Origin of the sequence: Pseudomonas sp. HR96, from assembly GCF_034059295.1 — a bacterium.
Lineage (GTDB): Bacteria > Pseudomonadota > Gammaproteobacteria > Pseudomonadales > Pseudomonadaceae > Aquipseudomonas.
On sequence record NZ_CP139141.1, the window covers coordinates 913,554 to 934,104 of the forward strand.

The following is a 20,551-nucleotide window of genomic DNA, read 5'->3' on the forward strand; positions in this document are numbered from 1 at the left end:
GCCTATAGTCGTGATGAGGTGAGGGGAAGTCAATCGGGCGTGTGCGGCTTGCCAGCACCTCGTGGTCGCAGGAGCGGCCCGCTAGGCCTGCAGCCGCTGCAGCCCGTTCAATGGACATTCGGCCAGCAGATGCGCCAGGGCCCGCCCGTCCGCCAGGACAAACCCCTCGTCCACCAACTCCGCCAGCGGATACAGCACGAAGGCCCGCGCCTGCAGGTGGTAGTGCGGCACCTTGAGGCGCGGCTCGTCGATCAGCCGCTCACCGAACAGAATGATGTCCAGGTCCAGGGTGCGCGGGCCCCAGCGCTCCAGGCGCACGCGGCCCTGATCGTTCTCGATGCCTTGCAGGGCGTCGAGCAGGGCCAGCGGCGCCAGCTCGGTGTGCAACTCGGCCACCGCGTTGGTGTAGCGCGGCTGACCGGCCAGCAACGAGTCGCTGCCGTACAGCGCCGAGGTGGCGGCCAGGCGCGTGGCCGGCAACTGCCCCAGAGCGGCGAACGCCTGGCGCAGTTGCTCGGCAGGTTCGGCCAGGTTGCTGCCCAGGCCGACGAAGACTCGTTCGCTCATTATTCGAACAGGTCCGGCTCGCCGTCGGCGCGCTTGCGCTTGGCCGGGCTGCGCTTGCGTTTGCGCGCCACGCCCGGGGCGTCTTCACGCGAACCGAGGTCCTTGATCATCTGCCGGCGTTCGCTGTCGTTGCCGTCCTGGTAGTCGGTCCACCATTCACCCAGGCCGTCGGTCTCCTCGCCGGCGCTTTCACGCAGCAGCAGGAAGTCGTAGCCGGCGCGAAAGCGTGGGTTGTCGAGCAACAGGTCGGCACGCTTGCCGCTGCGCCGTGGCAGGCGCTCCTGCATGTCCCAGATCTCGCGGATCGGGATGGTGAAACGCTTGGGAATGGCGATGCGCTGGCATTGCTCGGCGATCAGCTCGTGAGCACCTTCCTGCATGGCCGGGATCGGCGGCATGCCCTTGGCCTGCAGACGCAGCACGCGGGCCGGCAAGGCAGGCCAGAGCAGGGCGGCAAACAGGAAGGCCGGGGTCACCGGCTTGCCCTGCTTGATGCGCAGGTCGGTGTTGATCAAGGCCTGGCTGATCAGCGTGTGGGTGTAGGTCGGCCGTTGCTCGAGGGCCTCGGCACTGGCCGGGAACAGCGCATCGAACAGCTGCAGGTCGACCAGCATCTCGAAGGTGTCGGCGGCGTTACCACCGAGGAACAGCTTGAGCACTTCCTCGAACAACCGGGCCGAGGGGATCTCGCGCAGCAGCGGCGCCAGTTCGCGGATCGGTGCGGCGCTGTGTTTCTCGATGCCGAAATCCAGCTTGGCGGTGAAGCGCACCGCCCGCAGCATGCGCACCGGGTCTTCCTGATAGCGCTGCTGGGGATCGCCGATCAGGCGCATCAGGCGGTTGCGGATGTCGTGCACGCCATTGGCGTAATCGAGGATGCGCTCGCTGACCGGGTCGTAGTACAGCGCGTTGATGGTGAAGTCGCGGCGCTGGGCGTCGTCTTCAAGGGTGCCGTAGACGTTGTCGCGCAGGATGCGACCGCTCTCGTTGCGCGAGGAGTGGTTGCTGTTTTCCTCTTCATCCTGGGGATGATTGGCGCGGAAGGTGGCGACCTCGATGATTTCGCGACCGAAATGCACGTGGACCAGCTTGAAGCGCCGACCGATCACTCGCGCGTTGCGAAACTCGGCGCGGATCTGCTCGGGGGTGGCGCTGGTGGCGACGTCGAAGTCCTTGGGCGTGATGCCCAGCAGCAGGTCGCGCACGCAGCCGCCGACCAGGTAGGCCTGGTAGCCGGCACCTTGCAGGCGCTCGACGATGCCCACGGCATGGCGACTGAACTGGCCGCGCTGCAGCGAGTGTTGGCTGCTGGTGAGGACTTCAGGCGTGGTGCGCACATGGTGCGTCACGTGCACAGGAGTACGGAGTGACTGGAACAGCTTCTTCAGCATGGGATGCACTGTTTGAAGGAATTTTCGGCCAAAAACCAGGAATGACCGCATGGATGGGCGGGGATTCTAGCATTTAGTCGAGGGATGGTGTAGGACGCCGAAAGCGCGGGGAGGAACTGCGCTGGCGATGAGCCGGATGGAGAGGGCTGAAAGCCGGAAACTACAAGGGGAGCCGAAGCTCCCCCAGAAGTAGTTGCGTGCTCTTTTTATTTTTTTGTCGGGCTTCTTGTTTTTGTTGATCGCCCAGCCTACGAGGCCTTGGCCTGTGGCTGCTCCCTAGTCGGGAGTCAAGAGCAAACGGATTGCTTTGGTCGCTGAATTGCAATGATCAATCGATCCAACCAGTACGGGCCCTGCTATGAGTGCAGTTTTTGTTGTTCTCGGCCTGGGTGTGGGGCAAGCCCCAAATACAACGCCTCTCCAAAAGAATCAGTTAGCTACGTCTCCGCCGTGTTGTTCTTGTTATGCGTGAGTCGATTCGTCTTGTTTTTATTATGGGTTACAGGGTTTTTGTTGTTCTTGTACCAGAGATATAGCAGGAGCTGTGCCAACTTTGGAAAAGCCCCGGAAACCGGGGCTTTGAGCTTTTTGCGAGAGAGGAGGTGCCCGGGAAGGTCACCGATTCGTTACCTTAAAACCCGAGGTTTGTTACGAGAGGATGACGGGGTAACAGTTTGTCAACGTTACCCCGGGGTAACAGTGTTAGCAGATGTAAATCGCTGAAACGTATCAGCTTTCGCTGGCCACGCCCGCCTTGCGTCGCGGTATGCCCAGGCGCTGGCGACGTTCCCACAGACACTTGCGGCTCACGCCTAATTTGCGCGCCAGTTCGGTCTCGGTCATGTGGTCCTGATGCTCGAGCACGAAGTGCTGGAAGTAGTCCTCCAGGGACAGGTCTTCGGTTGGCTCCTGCCCCGGCGTCGCCGAATTGTGTACCTGCTGCGAGGGCAGGTTGGCGAAAGGATTGTCGTCCAGGTCGCCCAGTTCGATGTCGATGCCCAGCAGCTCGGCGGATATCTGCGCCGTCTCGCTGAGGATCACCGAACGCTCGACGGCGTTCTCCAGCTCGCGGACATTGCCAGGCCATGAGTAGTGGCGGATGGCTTGCTCGGCATCGGCGGCGAAGCGCAGGTCGGTGCGCCCCAGGCGCGCGCTCTGGCGGGCCAGGAAGGCGTTGGCGATTTCATTGACGTCGGCGCCACGCTCGCGCAGGGCCGGCAGTTTCAGGGCGATGACGTGCAGGCGGTAATACAGGTCTTCGCGGAACTGCCCGACCTTGGCCAGGCTCTTGAGGTCACGGTGGGTGGCCGCGATCAGGCGTACGTCGACTTTCTGCGACTGCACCGAACCGACCCGGCGAATCTCGCCTTCCTGCAACACCCGCAGCAGGCGTGCCTGGGCTTCGAGCGGCAACTCGCCGATTTCATCGAGAAACAGCGTACCGCCATCGGCCGCCTCCACCAGCCCGGCACGGCCGGCGCTGGCGCCGGTGAACGCGCCCTTTTCGTGGCCGAACAGCTCGGACTCGATCAGCGACTCGGGAATGGCCGCGCAGTTGACCGAGATCATCGGCGCCTTGGCGCGCTTGGACAGGTTGTGCAGGGCGCGGGCCACCAGCTCCTTGCCGGTGCCGGATTCGCCCTGCACCAGCACGTTGGAGTCGGTGGGTGCGACCTTGCGGATCTTGCTGTACAGGTCGAGCATCGGCGGGCACGAGCCAATGATGCCGATCTCGCCATTGGCACCGGCGCTCAGGCTCTTGTCGGCAAGGGCCTTGCCGGTGGGGCGCTCGCCGGCCACGCTCGGCGTGCTCTGCCGGTCGCGCAGGATGCGCGCCACGGCCTGCAGCATCTCGTCATGGTCGAAGGGCTTGGCGATGTAGTCCACCGCGCCCATCTTCATCGAGTCGACCGCCGAGCGCAGGCTGGCGTAGCTGGTCATGATCAGCACCGGGGTGCCCTGGCCGAGGTTGATCAGCTCGGTACCGGGGGCGCCAGGCAGACGCAGGTCGCTGACGATCAGGTCGAACGAGGGGATGGTGAAACGTTCCTGTGCTTCCTGCACTGAACCGGCTTCGCTGACCTGGTACTGGTTGCGCTCGAGCAGGCGGCGCAGGGCAGAGCGAATGATGGTTTCGTCTTCGACGATCAGAATATGAGGCATTGATTCGATTCTCTCGACGGTCTCAGTTCACAGCGGACGTCGCTACGACATGTCGCGGCAGAGTGACCCGGATTCGGGTGCCTCGCTGGCTCTGGATATCGGCCGGGCTGTCGATGGTGATCTGTCCATAATGCTCTTCCACGATGGAATAGACCAGAGCGAGCCCCAGCCCGGTCCCCTCGCCCGGATCCTTGGTGGTGAAGAAGGGTTCGAACAAGCGGTCCATGATGTTTTTCGGAATACCACTGCCTTCATCTTCGACGATGAGGTCGACGGTATGTTCACTGGCTTCGGTCTTGACCCGCACCGCGCCACCGGCAATGGAGGCGTCACGGGCATTGGACAGAAGGTTGATCAGCACCTGCGCCAGGCGTTGCGGGTCGCCGACGGCCCAATGCTCGGGGTTGCACAGGTTGTAGAACTGCACCTCGAAATTGCGTCGGTTCAGCGCCAGCAGGCCAATGGCGTCCTGCGCCACTTCGGCCAGGCTCACCGGTTCGTCGCTGTGCTGGTGGCTGCCGGCGTGGGCAAAGCTCATCAGCGACTGCACGATGCGTGACACGCGCTTGGTCTGTTCGAGTATCTGGCTGCTCAGCTCGGTGATTTCGCTGTCTTCCTCGCGCTCTTCGCGAAGGTTCTGCGCCAGGCAGGCGATGCCGGTGATCGGGTTGCCTATCTCATGGGCGACACCTGCCGCCAGCCGACCGATGCTGGCCAGGCGCTCGGAATGCACCAGCTTGTCTTCCAGCATCTGCGTATCGGTGAGGTCTTCGACCAGCAGCACCAGGCCGCTGCTGCCGGGCGCCAGGGGTTCGTCGATGGCCGCCTTGTGCAGGTTCAGCCAGCGGGTCTGGCCGTCCAGGCCCAGGCGCTGCTTGTGCAGGTGTTCGTCGGGGCGGTTGATGAAGCCCAGCAGCAACGCCTGCCACGGCTCGGCGATTGTCGACAGCCGCGAGCCGACCACCCGCAGCGCGGCGATGCCGGTCAGGTCTTCCATGGCCTTGTTCCACATCAGGATCTCCTGATCCTTGGCCAGCGAGCAGACGCCCATGGGCAGCTCCTGCAGGGTCTGGCGATGGTAGCGGCGCAGGGCGTCGAGTTCGGCAGCCAGGCCCGTGAGGCGCGAGTGGTAGTCCTCCAGCCGGCTTTCGATGAAGTGGATGTCTTCGGTGACGTAGTTTTCACTGCCGCTTTTATACGGCAGGAAGGTTTCGACCATGTCCTGGGCAACGCTGGGGCCCATCAGCCCGGACAGATTGGCCTCGATGCGATCGCGCAGGCGGCGCAGGGCATAGGGGCGGCGCTCGTCGAACGGCAGGTAGAGGTCGCGCAGGGCCTGTTCCACTTCGCGCTGGGCGGCTTTGGCGCCCAATGGCTTGGCCAGCTGGGTGGCGAATTCCTGGGGCGACACGGCGTGCAGTTCGCGCCGCTGCGGGCGGCGCACGTTGTCCACGGCGCAGGCTTCGGCGGCGCTGGCTTCCTCGCTGCTGACATCGGTGAACAGCGAGACCAGGGTGAACACCAGCACGTTGGCCGCCAGCGAGGCGATGGCCGCCATGTGCCAGCTGGTGTCGTCGAGCACGTAGATCATGTTCAACAGCGGGATATAGAAGCCCTGCAGGTTGCCGATCAGCGGCAGCAGCATGGTCAGCATCCACACCAGGGTGCCGGCCAGCAGCCCGGCCATGAAACCGCGTCGGTTGGCGGTCGGCCAGTACAGCACCGAGAGTACCCCGGGGAGGAACTGCAAGGTCGCGACGAAGGCCACGATGCCCAGGTTGGCGAGGTCCTGCTGGGCGCTGATCAGGCGGTAGAAGCTGTAGCCAGCGAGGATGATGGCGACGATCAGGCCGCGCCGGGTCCACTTCAGCCAGCGGTAGATGTTGCCTTCGGCGGGCGGCTGGTAGAGCGGCAGTACCAGGTGGTTGAGCATCATGCCCGACAGCGCCAGGGTGGTGACGATGATCAGCCCGCAGGACGCCGACAACCCGCCGACGTAGGCCAGCAGGGCGAGCGCCGGCTGGTTGGCGGCGATGCCGATGCCAAGGGTGAAGAATTCCGGGTCGGTGGTTACCCCCAGGCGCAGGCCGGCCCAGAGAATCAGCGGCACGGCCAGGCTCATCAGCAGCAGGAACAGCGGCAGGCCCCAGCTGGCGCTGACCAGCGAGCGCGGGTTGAGGTTCTCGGTGAAGGTCATGTGGTACATGTGCGGCATGACGATGGCCGAGGCGAAGAACACCAGCAGCAGGGTCCGCCACGGCCCTTCCTGCAGGGGGGTGTGCAAGGCGGCGAGCGCCGTCTGGTTCTGCAGCAGCCATTGCTCCAGCTCGTGGGGGCCGTTGAACACCCCGTACAGGGCGTACAGGCCGACGCCGCCGAGGGCGACCAGCTTGATCACCGACTCGAAGGCGATGGCAAAGACCAGCCCTTCGTGCTTGTCGCGGGTGGCGATGTGACGGGAGCCGAAGAAGATGGTGAACAGCGTGATCAGTCCGCAGAAGGCCAGGGCCACGCGGTTCTGCACCGGCTCGCGGGTCAGCAGGCTGATCGAATCGGCCACTGCCTGGATCTGCAGCGCCAGCAGCGGCAGCACGCCGATCAGCATGAACACCGTGGTCAGGGCGCCGGCCCAGGTGCTGCGAAAGCGAAAGGCGAACAGGTCGGCCAGTGACGACAGCTGGTAGGTGCGGGTGATCTTCAGAATCGGGTAGAGCAGCACCGGCGCCAGCAGGAAGGCGCCCGACACCCCCAGGTAACAGGCGAGAAAGCCGTAGCCGTACTGGTAGGCCAGGCCCACCGAACCATAGAAGGCCCAGGCGCTGGCGTAGACCCCCAGCGACAGGGTGTAGGTCAGCGGGTGGCGAATGATCGCCTTGGGGATCATGCCGCGCTCGCTGACCCAGGCTACCGCGAACAGCACCAGCAGGTAGGCGGCGCTGACCAGCAACATCTGGGTGAGGCTAAAGCTCATCGGCATCTCGTTGACTCTGCAGGATAAAGGTCACCACGATCAGAATCAGCCAGAGCAGATACGGTCGATACCAGGCCCCCGTGGGCTCGATCCACCAATCCATGATGGCGGGGGAGAACAGGTAGATACCTACCACCAGCAGCAGGACCAAACGGTAGATGTACATGGCGGCCTCTGGGTGAAAAGGTGCGGGCGATGGTAACGGAAGCGCTGTCGCCTGCAAATGGGCGCCTTATCCTTGCGCAACCGAGCCGCCTCACAGGGTCGGCAGGCCGGCCTCCGGCAGCACCGGCACTCGGGGAATCGATCCGGCATCCCAGTGCGCCACACCCCAGGCCAGTACGTCGTCCACCGAGGCCGCGCGCAAGTCGTCCGGCGCGATTTGCCCCAGCGCCCGCAGCGCGCGCCACAACAACGGCGCGGCCTGTTCGGCCTGCAAGGGCGGCGAGCGGTAGCGCTTGCCCAGCTTGTGGCCATCGGGCTGGGTGATCAAGGGCACATGCAGATAGCGCGGCTGGGCCAGCCCCAGCAATTCCTGCAGGTACAGCTGGCGCGGGGTGGAGTCGAGCAGGTCGGCGCCGCGGACGATGTTGGTGACCCCTTGCCAGGCGTCGTCCAGCACCACCGCCAGTTGATAGGCATAGAAGCCATCGCGGCGGCGAATCACGAAATCACCGGCCTCGCGCCCCAGATGCTGCTCGAAACGGCCCTGCACCCGGTCAAGGAAATGATAGGCCAGCTCGGGCACCCGCACGCGGATCGCGGCGTTCTCCGGCGAGTGGCCGGCATTGCGGCAGGTGCCCGGGTAGATGCCGTTCGATCCCTCGAGCTGTTTGCGCGAGCAGGTGCAGGCATAGGCCAGACCCTGCTGGAACAACCGCTGGATCACCGCCTCGTAGGCGGCATGCCGGGCGCTCTGGTAGGCGATCTCACCGTCCCAGTGCAGGCCGTAGTTCTCCAGGGCTTGAAGGATCCCGGCTTGCGCACCGGCGACTTCGCGTGGCGGATCGAGGTCTTCCATGCGCACCAGCCAGCGGCCACTGGCGGCGCGGGCATCGAGCCAGGAGGCGAGGGCGGCCACCAGCGAGCCGAAGTGCAGAAAGCCGCTGGGGGTGGGGGCGAAGCGTCCGATATAAGCCGTCATGGGGAGCGATCTTGGCCTCTATGAGCAACAAAAAAGGGCGCTCCAGGCGCCCTTTGATGGTTCAAGCGAAAAACCGGTGGCTTACTTGCCGACCTGCTTTTCCTTGATTTCCGCCAGGGTCTTGCAGTCGATGCACAGGTCTGCGGTCGGGCGGGCTTCCAGACGGCGGATGCCGATCTCGATGCCGCAGGATTCACACCAGCCGTATTCTTCGTCTTCGATCAGTTGCAGGGTCTTGTCGATCTTCTTGATCAACTTGCGCTCGCGGTCGCGGGCACGCAGTTCGAGGCTGAATTCTTCTTCCTGGCTGGCGCGGTCGGCGGGGTCCGGGAAGTTGGCGGCTTCGTCCTTCATGTGGTCCACAGTGCGATCCACTTCGTGCATCAAGTCCTGTTTCCACTTGTTCAGGATCTTGGTGAAGTGTTTGCGCATGGGCTCACCCATGTACTCCTCGCCCTTGCTCTCTACGTAGGGTTCGAAGCCTTGCACAAGCTGACTGCTCTGTTGCTTTTCATTGGTGGGCATGAATTGACCGCCTCTCGCTCTACTAATCCATTGCGCAGGATGCTCCATCTCCGACACCCGCCGGCCCTGCGACTGCAAGCCGGCGAACTTACCAGATCGAATCGGGGCGCGCTACTCCCGGTTGTCGAGCCTGTGGCCGTGTGGCCTGTCGCTGGAACGTGGTTGATATCGATCTGTGCTTTAAGGAAACGTTCGCCGGAAACGTTCGGTAGAATCGATATTTTTAGCCACGCCTTTTTACCGCTTGCAAGGAATACCCATGGCCCAGCCCTACAGTGCGCGCAGCCGCGCCATCGAACCTTTCCACGTGATGGCGCTGCTGGCCCGCGCCAACGAACTGCAGGCGGCAGGGCACGACGTGATTCACCTGGAGATCGGCGAGCCGGACTTCAGCACTGCAGCGCCCATCGTCGCGGCCGGGCAGGCCGCCCTGGCCAACGGCCACACGCGCTATACCGCCGCCCGTGGCCTGCCGGCGCTGCGCGAAGCGATTGCCGGGTTCTACCAGCGGCGCCACGGCCTGGACATCGACCCGCAGCGCATTCTGGTGACCCCAGGCGGCTCCGGCGCCTTGCTCCTGGCCGCCAGCCTGCTGGTCGACCCGGGCAAGCACTGGCTGCTGGCCGACCCCGGCTACCCGTGCAACCGTCATTTCCTGCGCCTGGTCGAGGGGGCCGCGCAGCTGGTGCCAGTCGGGCCGGAGGTGCGCTACCAGCTGACGGCCGCGCTGGTGGAGAGCCACTGGGATTCGGACAGCGTCGGTGCCCTGCTGGCATCGCCGGCCAACCCCACCGGCACGGTGCTACGCCGTGAAGAGCTGGCCAGCCTGTCGCGGGCCATCAAGGAGCGCCAGGGCCACCTGGTGGTGGACGAGATCTACCAGGGCCTGACCTATGGCATGGACGCCCCCAGCGTGCTGGAAGTGGACGACGAAGCCTTCGTCATGAATAGTTTTTCCAAGTATTTCGGCATGACCGGCTGGCGTCTGGGTTGGCTGGTTGCGCCCCCCGCTGCCGTGCCGGAGCTGGAAAAGCTCGCGCAGAACCTGTACATCAGCGCCCCGTCAATGGCCCAGCACGCGGCGCTTGCCTGCTTCGAGCCGGCGACCCTGGAGATTCTCGAGCAGCGTCGCCACGAATTCGCCCGGCGCCGTGACTACCTGTTGCCGGCCCTGCGCGAACTGGGCTTCGGCATTGCCGTCGAGCCCGAGGGCGCGTTCTACCTGTACGCCGATATCCGCGCCTTCGGCGGCGATGCCTTTGGCTTCTGCCAGCATTTTCTCGAAACCGAGCACGTGGCCTTCACCCCGGGCCTGGACTTCGGCCGCTACCAGGCCAGCCATCACGTGCGCTTTGCCTACACGCAGAGCCTGCCGCGCCTGGAGCAGGCGGTCGAGCGCATCGCTCGCGGGCTCAAGAGCTGGGCGGCGCGATGATCTTCCTGCCGGCCCTGGAGGAGGCGCGCCTGATCAAACGTTACAAGCGCTTTCTGGCCGACATCGAGCTGGCCAGTGGCGAGCAGATCACCATTCACTGCCCCAATACCGGGTCGATGTTCAATTGCATGCTGGAGGGCGGCAAGGTCTGGTTCAGCCGCTCCAGCGACCCCAAGCGCAAGCTGCCCGGCACCTGGGAAATCGCCGAAACGCCACAGGGGCGGCTGGCATGCGTGAATACCGGGCGCGCCAACGCCCTGGTCGAGGAGGCCCTGCGTGCCGAGCGAATTGCCGAACTGGCCGGGTTTCATGGGCTCAGGCGCGAGGTGGCCTATGGCGAAGAGCGCAGCCGTATCGACTTTCTGCTGGAATACCCCGAAGGCCCGGCCTATGTCGAGGTCAAGAGCGTGACCCTGGGCTTCGCTGATAGCGCCGTGGCGGCCTTTCCCGACGCGGTCACCCAGCGCGGCGCCAAGCACCTGCGCGAGCTGGCCTCGCTGGCGCGCCAGGGTATCCGGGCGGTGCAGCTGTATTGCGTGAACCTGAGCGGGGTTTCGGCGGTGCGCACGGCGGACGAGATCGACTGGGCCTACAGCGACGCTCTGCGGGCGGCGGTGGCCGAGGGTGTCGAGGTGCTGGCGTATGGCGTGTACCTGGATGCCGAGCAGATCTACATCGACCGCAGGCTCGAGGTGGTCGGGCTGACGCGCTGAATCGCGGGCAAAAAAAGACCCGGTTAAAAACCGGGTCAAAAACCGTGATTAGCCTGATGAGGAGACAATCTGGAAGGTCCGACCAAGGTCCTTCCGAATTGACACCCAGTCTCGCGACTGGATGTGGTAATCATAACCATTCTCATTTCATCGTCAAGCTTTATTGAGAACTATTTACATCCGCTCAGTCGACAGGCTGGGTCGCTGCGGTCAGTTGGCGGTTGAGCAGGTCGATGCGCCGGGCCATGCTTTCGATCAGGCTGTGGGCAATGCGCGGGTTGGTCTGGGTCAGGCTGAGGAACTGGTCGCGCGGGATGAGCATCACCGTGCAAGGCTCGCTGGCGATCACTGTGGCACTGCGCTTTTCGTTGGTGAACACCGCCATGGCGCCGAAGATTTCGTCCTTGGCCACATCACCGACTTTTTGCCCGTCGACGAAGGCTTCGGCACGGCCTTCGATGATCACGAACACGTGATCGGCCTCGTCGCCTTCGTTGATCAACGTCTCGCCCTGGGCGACCTGCTTGAAGCCGTTGGAGCTGCGGAACTCCGGCTGCTTGAGACGGGTAATGGCGTCGCTCAGCAGCAGGGCGTGCCCGGTCAGGTATTCAACCAGCAGCTGTTGCGCGGCCGGTTGCGCACCGACGTGGGCCAGCAGTGCACTGCGCGAATAGGGCACGAGCCGCAGCGGGCCGTCGCTGCTCGAAACACAGTGCGGGGGCTGGTCGTCCAGGCGCCAGCCCAGCAGGTCGCCCTCGTGGAGGTAGAACAGGTTGCGCTCGTTCAGGCGGATGTGAACCAGGCCACGCTCCACCAGATAGATGCAGGCCGGGTCCAGCACCGCGCCGAGGTCGGCCACTTCGTCGAAATCCACCGCGCTCGCGCAGGGTGCCAGGCCTTGCAGGAGTTGCGGCGCGATGGCCTGCAGCCGGTTGACCCACGCGTCGGCGTAGGCTGGCTGCTCTCCGAGTAGATACATAAGCGATTCTCTTGACTGCTGCGCGTCTCACGCCGACATTAATTTTGCTGTCGAGACGATATAGCCTCCAGCTGTTTATTCAAAGCGTCTTTGCGTTCGGAAGGAACGTCGTTCCAGTGCACGTCCAGCAGCGCCCCTTCGATGGCGTACAGCAGCACCTTGGAGGCCCGGAAGCCGCGGGTCTTGACCGCGCGGTAGGCATCGACGGCGCCGAGGCGGCGAAGGTCGCTGGCATTATGGATACCGACGGCGTGCAGCCACTGCGCGGAAGTCTTTCCCAGGTTTCTCAGGTGCTGCAATTCGTCATTCATCAAGCCTCCTTGCGATGGCGCATTGGGGTGCGTGCGCGGGCGCGCAGAAGTCAGTGTAGCGGCTGGTGACCGCTTTACAGACAATTGCGCCGCAGACTTGATGTGCCGGATGTTGCCGCTCGGCGTGCCGTGCCCGGCGCAGGCGCTGGGGGGCGACAGGCCTAGCGGGTGCGGTAACGCAGCCGGGTGCCGAAATTGACCGACATGAGGATCTCGTCGGCCGACAGTTCCGGCGGGAAGTAGGCCCCGGAAATCTTGGCGTGTGACAGGCTGGCGCCTTCCAGCTGGGTGTCGCGCAGGTCAAGACCGCGCAGGTCTGTGGCGCGGAAATAGCCGTCGGTGAAATCGATGCCGTGGGCGTCCAGCTCGCGCAGGTCGAGCCCGCGGAAATCGCCGCCCTTGAAGTCGATCAGCTCGACCCCCTGGCGTTCTTCGTTGAAGCCACGCACATCTTCCTTGTGCAGCAAGGCGTACAGCGCTGAATCAAGCTGCTTGGGCTGGGCCATGGTGACTCTCCTGAGTGTCCTGTTGGAATTATGACGCCATTATAATGCCACTATTGTCGGGCCGGGAATGGCCGTCGTTCACGACCCGACGAAGCGCGTGTCAGAGCCCCGGCAACCGCGTGCGGATCTGCTTGACCAGCTTGTCGAGGCTGCCGCTTTCATTGGTTTCGACGCGCTTGGTCAGCAGGCTCTCCTCGGCCGTCAGTGCTTGGCGGCCAGCTTGCTGGGCTTCTATGACAGCCAGTGTAGCGTCTGATGGGTCGTTGCCCTCGGCCTGGCGCTGTTCCAGCCAGCTGGCGATGACTGCCGCCGGGGCATTGCAGTCCAGAATCAGGAAGGGCACCCCGGTGGTCTCGGCGACCTGGGCCGCTGCGCTGCGCTGTTCGCGCTTGAGGTAGGTGGCGTCGATGACCACTGGCAGCCCGGCGTGCAGCACGGTATCGGCCAGGCTGTGCAGGCGCTGGTAGGTACTGGCACTGGCCTGCTCGGTGTAGATGCCGTCGTTGAGCTCGGCCGCCGCTGCGTGCTGCTCGCCGAGCAGGCGCTTGCGTTCCACGTCCGAACGCAGGCGCACTGCGCCCAGTGCCTCGACCATGCGCATGGCCACGTGGCTCTTGCCCACTGCCGACACGCCACAGGTAATGGCCAGGAAGCGCGACGGGATGGCGCTGTAGCTCTCGGCCAGGTTGGCATAGTTGCGGTAGCTGCGCAGGGCGGTGGCGCGCTGCACGCCGTCGGCTTCGGCGGGCATGCTGAACAGGGCGATCTTGGCACGTACCAGGGCGCGGTAGGCCTTGTAGAAGTTCAGCAGCTCGAGGCCGGCGTAGTCGCCGGTGCGCTCCAGGTACTGGCTGATGAAGCGCCGGGCCAGGCTTTTCAGGCCGCGGTCTTCAAGGTCCATGGCCAGGAAGCCGACGTCGGCGTAGACGTCGGTGAAGCGGAACGGCTCGTTGAATTCGATGCAGTCGAAGATCACTACCTTGCCGTCGATGACCGTGGCATTGCCCAGATGGATGTCGCCGTGGCACTCGCGGATGAAGCCGTCGCGCTTGCGTTCCAGAAGCAGCGGCTGCAGGCGTTGATAACTGGCCTGCGCCCAGGCCTGCAAGGCGTCGAGCTGGGTCAGGTCGGCCTTGTCCTTGAGGAACGGACGAATCTGCTCGAAGTTCTGCTCGACCGGCTCCATCACCGCCGCCGGGGAGCCCGATGGATGCGCGTCGGCCACTTTGGGCGCCTGCTGGTGGAATTCGGCGATCTGCACCGCCAACTCGTCGATGTGACTGCTGGTCAGTTCGCCATTGGCTTGCAGGGTACTGAGCAGGTTGCTCTGCGGGAACTGACGCATCTTCAGGGCGTACTCGATGGGCTCGCCGGCGCCGCCCAGCTGCGGGGCGTCGGCGCTGCCGGTGATCGGCAACACTTCAAGATACAAATCATCGGTCAGGCGCTGATTCAGGCGCAGCTCCTCAGCGCAGAAGTGGCCGCGGGCCGACAGTTCGGAGAAGTCGAGGAAACCGAAGTTCATCGGCTTCTTGATCTTGTAGGCGTACGGGCCGGTGAGCAGGACCCAGGAAATGTGCGTCTCGATGACCTTGAACCCTTCGACCGCATGGGGGTAGAGGGCCGGGTTCTGCAGGGCGGCGATCAGTGTTTGGCTCACGGGCGGTCCTTGGGTGATAAAGAAGAGATGACGATTGCTTCGAGGCGGTCATTATGGCCATTGCGACCGCGCATGCAAACCGCTTGGGGATGCCTGTCGAGGCGTATCAAAGGTGCGTATAATCCGCCGCCATGACTCGTACTCGATCCCCTCGCAACGCCAAAAAACAACCCACCGGTCGCCTGCGCAGCCTGCTTGGCTGGGCTCTGAAGCTGAGCCTGGTGGGCCTGGTGATCCTCGCCGGCTTTGCCATCTACCTCGATGCCATCGTCCAGGAAAAGTTTTCCGGCAAACGCTGGACCATCCCGGCCAAGGTTTATGCGCGGCCGCTGGAGCTGTTCGTCGGCCAGAAACTGCGCAGGGAAGACTTCCTCACCGAGCTCGATGCCCTGGGCTATCGACGCGTGTCGACCCTCGACGGGCCGGGCACCGCTGCGGTGACCGCCAGCGGGGTGGATCTGAACACCCGCGGCTTCCAATTCTATGAAGGGCTTGAGCAGGCGCAGCCGGTGCACGTGCGCTTCAACGGCGACAGCGTGGCCGAGCTTTCCTCCACGCAGAATGCCAAGCTGGCGGTGGTTCGGCTGGAGCCGCTTTTGATCGGCGGGTTGTACCCCAAGAACCTCGAGGACCGCATCCTGATCAAGATCGACCAGGTGCCGCCGTACCTGCTAGACACCCTGATCACGGTCGAGGACCGCGACTTCTATCACCATTGGGGCGTGTCGCCCAAGTCGATCATCCGTGCACTCTGGGTCAACGCCTCGGCCGGGCAGACCCGCCAGGGCGGCAGTACCCTGACCCAGCAGTTGGTGAAGAACTTCTACCTGACCAACGAGCGCAGCATCAGCCGCAAGCTCACCGAAGTCATGATGGCGTTGCTGCTGGAGCTGCATTACGACAAGCGCGAGATCCTCGAGGCCTACCTCAACGAGGTGTTCATCGGCCAGGACGGCCAGCGCGCGGTGCATGGTTTCGGCCTGGCCAGCCAGTTCTTCTTCAGCCAGCCGCTGTCCGAGCTCAAGCTGCATCAGGTGGCCCTGCTGGTGGGCATGGTCAAGGGGCCGTCCGCCTACAATCCGCGGCGTTACCCCGACCGCGCTCTGGAGCGGCGTAATCTGGTGCTCGACTTGCTGGCCCAGCAAGGCGTGGTACCCCAGGCCCAGGTCGATGCCGCGAAGAAAATGCCCCTGGGCGTGTCCAAGCAGGGCAGCCTGGCCGACAGCTCGTTCCCTGGCTTCCTCGACCTGGTCAAGCGCCAGCTGCGCCAGGACTACCGCGACGAAGACTTGACCGAAGAAGGCCTGCGCATCTTCACCAGCTTCGACCCGATCCTGCAGCGCAAGGCCGAGGCTGCGGTGACCGAGACGTTCAAGCGTTTCACCGGGCGCAAGGGCATCGACGGCGTCGAGACGGCCATGGTCGTCACCAACCCGGAAAGCGGCGAAGTGCAGGCGTTGGTCGGCAGCCGCCTGCCGGGCTTCGCCGGCTTCAACCGGGCGCTGGACGCCGTGCGGCCGATCGGTTCGCTGATCAAGCCAGCGGTATATCTCACCGCGCTGGAACAGCCGAGCAAGTACACCCTGACCACCTGGATCAAGGACGAACCGTTTTCGGTCAAGGGCGCCGACGGCCAGGTGTGGACGCCGAAGAACTACGAAGGCAACTCCAACGGCACCATCTTCCTTTATCAGGGCCTGGCGCGGTCGCTGAACCTGTCCACCGCCCGGCTGGGCCTGGACCTGGGTGTGCCGAACGTGCTCAAGACCCTCGGCCGGCTAGGCGTCGAGGTCGACTGGCCAGCCTTCCCGGCGATGCTGCTGGGGGCCGGCGGGCTGTCGCCGATGCAGGTGGCAACCATGTACCAGACCATCGCCAACGGTGGCTTCAACACGCCGATGCGCGGTATCCGCAGCGTGCTGACCGCCGACGGCAAGCCGCTCAAACGCTATCCGTTCCAGATTCAGCAGCGCTTCGACGCCGGCTCCATCTACCTGATCCAGAACGCCATGCAGCGGGTCATGCGCGAGGGCACCGGGCGCTCGGTGTACAACGTGCTGCCGAGCTCCATCAATCTGGCCGGCAAGACCGGTACCAGCAACGATTCGCGCGACAGCTGGTTCGCCGGTTTCAGCCAGGACACCCTTGCGGTGGTGTGGATGGGGCGCGACGATAACGGCAAGACGCCGTTCACCGGCGCCACCGGCTCGCTGCAGGTGTGGACCAGTTTCATGCGCAAGGTCGACCCGCTGTCGCTGGACACGCCGCTGCCGGACAACGTCGTGCAGGCCTGGGTCGACCCGCACTCTGGCCAGGGCTCCGACGCCAGCTGCCCGGGCGCCGTGCAGATGCCGTATATTCGCGGCAGCGAACCGGTTGCCGGTACCGCCTGCAACAGCGGGCAGGCCCCGGCCGAGGGCGTGATGGACTGGGTCAAGGGCTGGCTCGACCCTTCCCACTGACGCAGCGGCCCATCTCAGCAACTATGCGACGCGCCTGAAGGGCGCAAAGAGGAATCGAAGTGAACAAGTGGTTGTTTCCAGCAGCTGTCGCCACCCTGGCCTTGCTCGGTGGCTGTGCAACCGAGCCCCGTGGGGCGATTCCGGTGGTCGACTCGGGCAGTGCCGTAAGTTACAGCGAGCGCGTGTCGGCCAACCGCAGCGGCTATCGTGCGCCAGTGGCCCAGGCGCAGCCGCAGGCGGTGCCGGAAGATTCCGGTGTGGTGGTGATGGTGCCCGGTGCCGCTGGCGGTTCGCAGCCGATCCAGGGCAATCCGGCGCCGTCCAGCCAGCCAATCGTGCCCGGGCCCATTACTCCTGGTCCTATCACTCCTGGCCCTATCACTCCCGGCCCGGTCACGTCCGGGCCAGCCGCGACCCCCGGCAGTTACTCGGTGCCGGCCAGTCCAAGTGGCATTCCGAGCAGCAGTGCCGGCGGTGGCCTTGCGGCTGACGAGCAACTGGATGGGCCGGTGCTGGCATTGCTGACCACCGCCCAGCAGCAACAGGGCAGCGGCGACCTCAATGGCGCCTCGTCGAGCCTTGAGCGTGCGCAGCGGATCGCTCCGCGTGAGCCACAAGTGCTCTACCGCCTGGCCCAGGTACGGCTGTCGCAAGGTGATTCGGCCCAGGCCGAGCAGCTGGCGCAGCGTGCTCTGACCTACGCCAACGGTCGCCCCGACCTGCAGGCCAGCCTCTGGACCACCATCGCCCAGGCCCGCGACAAGCAGGGTGATGCCGCTGGCGCTGCCGCCGCGCGGCAAAAAGCCAAGGTCAATCTCTGATGGATTCGCGCTTTCTCGAGGTCGCCGAACAACTGCTGCTGATCGAGCGCGAGCTTCGTGTGCTGGGTTGGTGGGACGAAGTCGCCCCCAGCCCGCAGGCGCTGGCCAGCGTCGAGCCGTTCAGCGTCGACACGCTGGACTTCTCGCAATGGCTGCAGTGGATCTTCCTGCCGCGCATGAAGCTGATCCTCGAACAGGATCTGCCGCTGCCCAGCGCCTCGGGCATTCTGGTGATGGCCGAGATGGTCTACGCCAACAAGGCCGAGCAGAGCCGCGAGTTGCGGCGGCTGCTGGCGCGCTTCGATGAATTGATCGGGCAGGTGCAGTAGCGGGGGCAACCCTACTTGGTACATTCCTTGGCGATCTGCGTCTCGGCGTCCTTGATCTGCTTCTGGCGCTGCTCCTCGGTCAGGCGCACGGTCTGGCCGTTGATTTCCATGCTGACCCGCGGGTTGTTCTGCAGTTGCGCCAGGTTGGTCCGCTCAGTGGTGCAGAACTCCTTGCGCTTGGCCTCCTGGTCATCGACCTTCTTGCGCACCTGGCGGTCGATGGTCTTCTGGTCCGGCCCGGTAGGCCCGATGGTCGGGGTTTCCGGCTCCTTGGCCGGCGGCGGCGGGGGCGGCGGCTTGACCAGCGGGACCACGGTGGACGGGCGGTTTTCCGGCGGCTGGGCGTCGAAGTGAGTGGTACCGCTGGCGTCCGTCCATTTGTACACCTGGCCTGCCATGGCGATGGGGGAGAGCGTGAGCAACAACGTGAGGCTGACGGCAGTGGAACGCATGACAGGGTCTCGATGATTCGTGCTGGCGTGACACTAGCATAGCTTGCAGCAGAACTGTTTCTTCCTTGTGTATCATGCGCCTGCACACAATTAAATCCACAGACCGCTTGACTTGCACGAGCCTGATCGGAACAATCTCAAGTCCGCTGTAGGGGGACTGCCAGAAGCAGGCCCGCTCGGCAGAGCAAAGGCGCGCACCCGCGCCGACCTGTAACACCCGCAACGCGTTACCTCGCGCTGGGTGGGAAAACCCCGCAACATCTGGGGCGCTCCCAATACTTGCTCAGTCAGTGCTGACGTACGTCGGCGACCACCGTCGCTCATGCTCTGCTGACAGTAAACCTATCAAATCCCGTTCCCAATGAACGGTATTCTGGCGTTTTAGAGGTGAACAACGTGGAGCTTTTATCTGGCGCTGAGATGATCGTCCGCTTTTTGCGTGACGAAGGTGTCAAGCATATCTACGGGTACCCGGGTGGTGCCCTCCTGCATGTCTACGATGCGCTGTTCAAGGAGCCCGAGGTCGAGCATATCCTCGTGCGCCACGAGCAGGCGGCCACGCACATGGCCGACGGCTACGCACGTGCCACCGGCAAGGCCGGCGTGGTGCTGGTGACCTCGGGCCCCGGTGCGACCAACGCCATCACCGGCATCGCCACCGCCTACATGGACTCCATTCCGATGGTGGTGCTGTCGGGCCAGGTACCGAGCACCATGGTCGGCACCGACGCGTTCCAGGAAACCGACATGATCGGTATCTCCCGGCCGATCGTGAAGCACAGCTTCATGATCAAGAGCGTGCAGGAAATTCCCGAAGTCCTGAAAAAAGCCTTCTACCTGGCGCAATCCGGTCGCCCGGGCCCGGTGGTCGTGGACATTCCGAAGGACATGACCAACCCGACCGACAAGTTCGAGTACGTCTATCCGAAGAAGGCCAAGCTGCGCTCCTACAGCCCGGCAGTGCGTGGTCACTCGGGGCAGATCCGCAAGGCCGCTGAAATGCTGCTGGCGGCCAAGCGCCCGGTGTTGTACGCCGGTGGCGGGGTGATCCTGGGCGGCGGTTCGGCGCAGTTGACCGAGCTGGCGCATCTGCTCGACCTGCCGGTCACCAATACCCTGATGGGTCTGGGCGCCTTTCCGGGCACCGACCGCCAGTTCGTCGGCATGCTTGGCATGCACGGCAGCTACACCGCCAACCTGGTCATGCACCACGCCGACGTGATTCTGGCCGTGGGCGCGCGCTTCGACGACCGGGTCATCAACGGTGCGAGCAAGTTTTCGCCGAACGCCAAGATCATCCACGTCGACATCGACCCGGCGTCTATTTCCAAGACGATCAAGGCAGACGTGCCTATCGTCGGGCCGGTCGACAGTGTGCTGACCGAAATGGTCGCGACCCTCAAGGAAATCGGCCAGGCCCCCAACAAGGAGGCGGTTGCCGCCTGGTGGAAGCAGGTCGATGAGTGGCGTGGCGACCGTGGCCTGTTCCCTTACGAGAAAGGCGACGGCTCGAAAATCAAGCCGCAGACCGTGATAGAAACCCTCTGCGAAGTCACCAAGGGCGATGCCTATGTGACCTCCGACGTGGGCCAGCACCAGATGTTCGCCGCGCAGTACTACAAGTTCGACAAGCCCAACCGCTGGATCAACTCCGGTGGCCTGGGCACCATGGGCTTCGGCTTCCCGGCGGCCATGGGTGTCAAGTTGAGCTTCCCGGATGCCCACGTCGCCTGTGTCACCGGCGAAGGCAGCATCCAGATGAACATCCAGGAGCTGTCGACCTGCCTGCAGTACGGCTTGCCGGTCAAGATCATCCTGCTCAACAACGGTGTACTGGGCATGGTTCGCCAGTGGCAGGACATGAACTACGGCGGCCGCCATTCGCATTCGTACGTCGAGTCGCTGCCTGACTTCGTCAAGCTGGTCGAGTCCTATGGGCACGTCGGCATTCGTGTCACCGACCTCAAGGACCTCAAGCCGAAGATGGAGGAGGCGTTCGCCATGACCGATCGCCTGGTGTTCCTCGATATTCAGGTCGATGCGAGCGAGCACGTCTATCCGATGCAGATCAAGGACGGTTCGATGCGCGACATGTGGCTGAGCAAGACGGAGCGTACCTAAT

Annotated in this window: 18 protein-coding genes; 6 read left to right on the forward strand and 12 right to left on the reverse strand. The window is 64.1% G+C overall.

The genetic code is table 11. The features are described 5' to 3' along the window. Positions 1 to 81 precede the first annotated feature (81 nt). From folK to dksA, 7 genes are all read right to left on the reverse strand, one after another. Positions 82 to 567, reverse strand: a complete 486-nt coding sequence (gene folK / locus SFA35_RS04290) for a 2-amino-4-hydroxy-6-hydroxymethyldihydropteridine diphosphokinase (RefSeq protein WP_320575550.1) — start codon at positions 565 to 567, stop codon at positions 82 to 84. Next, positions 567 to 1,958, reverse strand: a complete 1,392-nt coding sequence (locus tag SFA35_RS04295; protein WP_320575552.1) for a polynucleotide adenylyltransferase PcnB — start codon at positions 1,956 to 1,958, stop codon at positions 567 to 569. The genes folK and SFA35_RS04295 overlap by 1 nt, the downstream gene beginning before the upstream one ends. Before the next feature lie 729 nt (positions 1,959 to 2,687). Beyond that, positions 2,688 to 4,121, reverse strand: a complete 1,434-nt coding sequence (locus tag SFA35_RS04300) for a sigma-54 dependent transcriptional regulator (RefSeq protein ID WP_320575555.1) — start codon at positions 4,119 to 4,121, stop codon at positions 2,688 to 2,690. Between the two features lie 22 nt (positions 4,122 to 4,143). Next, positions 4,144 to 7,098, reverse strand: coding sequence for a sensor histidine kinase (locus SFA35_RS04305; protein WP_320575557.1), 2,955 nt, complete (start codon positions 7,096 to 7,098; stop codon positions 4,144 to 4,146). Further along, positions 7,082 to 7,258: a hypothetical protein gene (locus tag SFA35_RS04310; RefSeq protein WP_003250005.1), complete on the reverse strand. Its 177-nt coding sequence runs from the start codon at positions 7,256 to 7,258 to the stop codon at positions 7,082 to 7,084. The genes SFA35_RS04305 and SFA35_RS04310 overlap by 17 nt, the downstream gene beginning before the upstream one ends. Positions 7,259 to 7,348: 90 nt before the next feature. Next, positions 7,349 to 8,236: a tRNA glutamyl-Q(34) synthetase GluQRS gene (gene gluQRS, locus SFA35_RS04315; protein ID WP_320575560.1), complete on the reverse strand. Its 888-nt coding sequence runs from the start codon at positions 8,234 to 8,236 to the stop codon at positions 7,349 to 7,351. An 81-nt stretch (positions 8,237 to 8,317) separates the two neighbouring features. Then, complete coding sequence (gene dksA, locus SFA35_RS04320) at positions 8,318 to 8,761, reverse strand: RNA polymerase-binding protein DksA (RefSeq protein ID WP_320575562.1); 444 nt, start codon at positions 8,759 to 8,761, stop codon at positions 8,318 to 8,320. A 259-nt stretch (positions 8,762 to 9,020) separates the two neighbouring features. Here dksA and SFA35_RS04325 point away from each other — a divergent pair, with 259 nt between their 5' ends. Beyond that, positions 9,021 to 10,196, forward strand: coding sequence for a pyridoxal phosphate-dependent aminotransferase (locus tag SFA35_RS04325; RefSeq protein ID WP_320575565.1), 1,176 nt, complete (start codon positions 9,021 to 9,023; stop codon positions 10,194 to 10,196). Next, on the forward strand, positions 10,193 to 10,909 hold the full coding sequence (gene sfsA / locus SFA35_RS04330; RefSeq protein WP_320575567.1) for a DNA/RNA nuclease SfsA: 717 nt from the start codon (positions 10,193 to 10,195) through the stop codon (positions 10,907 to 10,909). Before SFA35_RS04325 ends, sfsA begins: the two co-directional genes overlap by 4 nt. Positions 10,910 to 11,093: 184 nt before the next feature. Here sfsA and SFA35_RS04335 read toward each other — a convergent pair whose 3' ends face one another. From SFA35_RS04335 to SFA35_RS04350, 4 genes are all read right to left on the reverse strand, one after another. After that, on the reverse strand, positions 11,094 to 11,888 hold the full coding sequence (locus SFA35_RS04335) for a cyclic nucleotide-binding domain-containing protein (RefSeq protein ID WP_320575569.1): 795 nt from the start codon (positions 11,886 to 11,888) through the stop codon (positions 11,094 to 11,096). A 38-nt stretch (positions 11,889 to 11,926) separates the two neighbouring features. Further along, entirely contained in the window at positions 11,927 to 12,199 is a 273-nt protein-coding gene (locus tag SFA35_RS04340) for a TfoX/Sxy family protein (RefSeq protein WP_320575571.1), read from the reverse strand. Positions 12,200 to 12,360: 161 nt separating this feature from the next. Next, positions 12,361 to 12,705 (reverse strand): pentapeptide repeat-containing protein, encoded by a 345-nt coding sequence (locus tag SFA35_RS04345; protein WP_320575573.1) that lies wholly within the window; start codon positions 12,703 to 12,705, stop codon positions 12,361 to 12,363. Between the two features lie 100 nt (positions 12,706 to 12,805). Then, positions 12,806 to 14,365, reverse strand: a complete 1,560-nt coding sequence (locus tag SFA35_RS04350) for an AAA family ATPase (protein WP_320575574.1) — start codon at positions 14,363 to 14,365, stop codon at positions 12,806 to 12,808. 131 nt (positions 14,366 to 14,496) lie between these two features. On the opposite strand from SFA35_RS04350, the gene mrcB reads away from it, so the two are divergent. From mrcB to SFA35_RS04365, 3 genes are read left to right on the forward strand one after another with little or no spacing between them, the layout of a single operon-like run. Beyond that, a complete protein-coding gene (gene mrcB / locus SFA35_RS04355; RefSeq protein WP_320575576.1) occupies positions 14,497 to 16,827 on the forward strand; it encodes a penicillin-binding protein 1B in 2,331 nt (776 codons plus the stop codon). A gap of 59 nt (positions 16,828 to 16,886) precedes the next feature. Continuing rightward, positions 16,887 to 17,648: a tetratricopeptide repeat protein gene (locus SFA35_RS04360; protein ID WP_320575578.1), complete on the forward strand. Its 762-nt coding sequence runs from the start codon at positions 16,887 to 16,889 to the stop codon at positions 17,646 to 17,648. Continuing rightward, positions 17,648 to 17,977, forward strand: coding sequence for a YqcC family protein (locus tag SFA35_RS04365; protein ID WP_320575580.1), 330 nt, complete (start codon positions 17,648 to 17,650; stop codon positions 17,975 to 17,977). The genes SFA35_RS04360 and SFA35_RS04365 overlap by 1 nt, the downstream gene beginning before the upstream one ends. 11 nt (positions 17,978 to 17,988) lie before the next feature. Here the strand turns inward: SFA35_RS04365 and SFA35_RS04370 are convergent, their stop codons facing one another. Then, entirely contained in the window at positions 17,989 to 18,429 is a 441-nt protein-coding gene (locus tag SFA35_RS04370; RefSeq protein ID WP_320575582.1) for a DUF4124 domain-containing protein, read from the reverse strand. Positions 18,430 to 18,825: 396 nt separating this feature from the next. Here SFA35_RS04370 and SFA35_RS04375 point away from each other — a divergent pair, with 396 nt between their 5' ends. After that, entirely contained in the window at positions 18,826 to 20,550 is a 1,725-nt protein-coding gene (locus SFA35_RS04375; RefSeq protein WP_320575583.1) for an acetolactate synthase 3 large subunit, read from the forward strand. Position 20,551 lies beyond the last annotated feature (1 nt).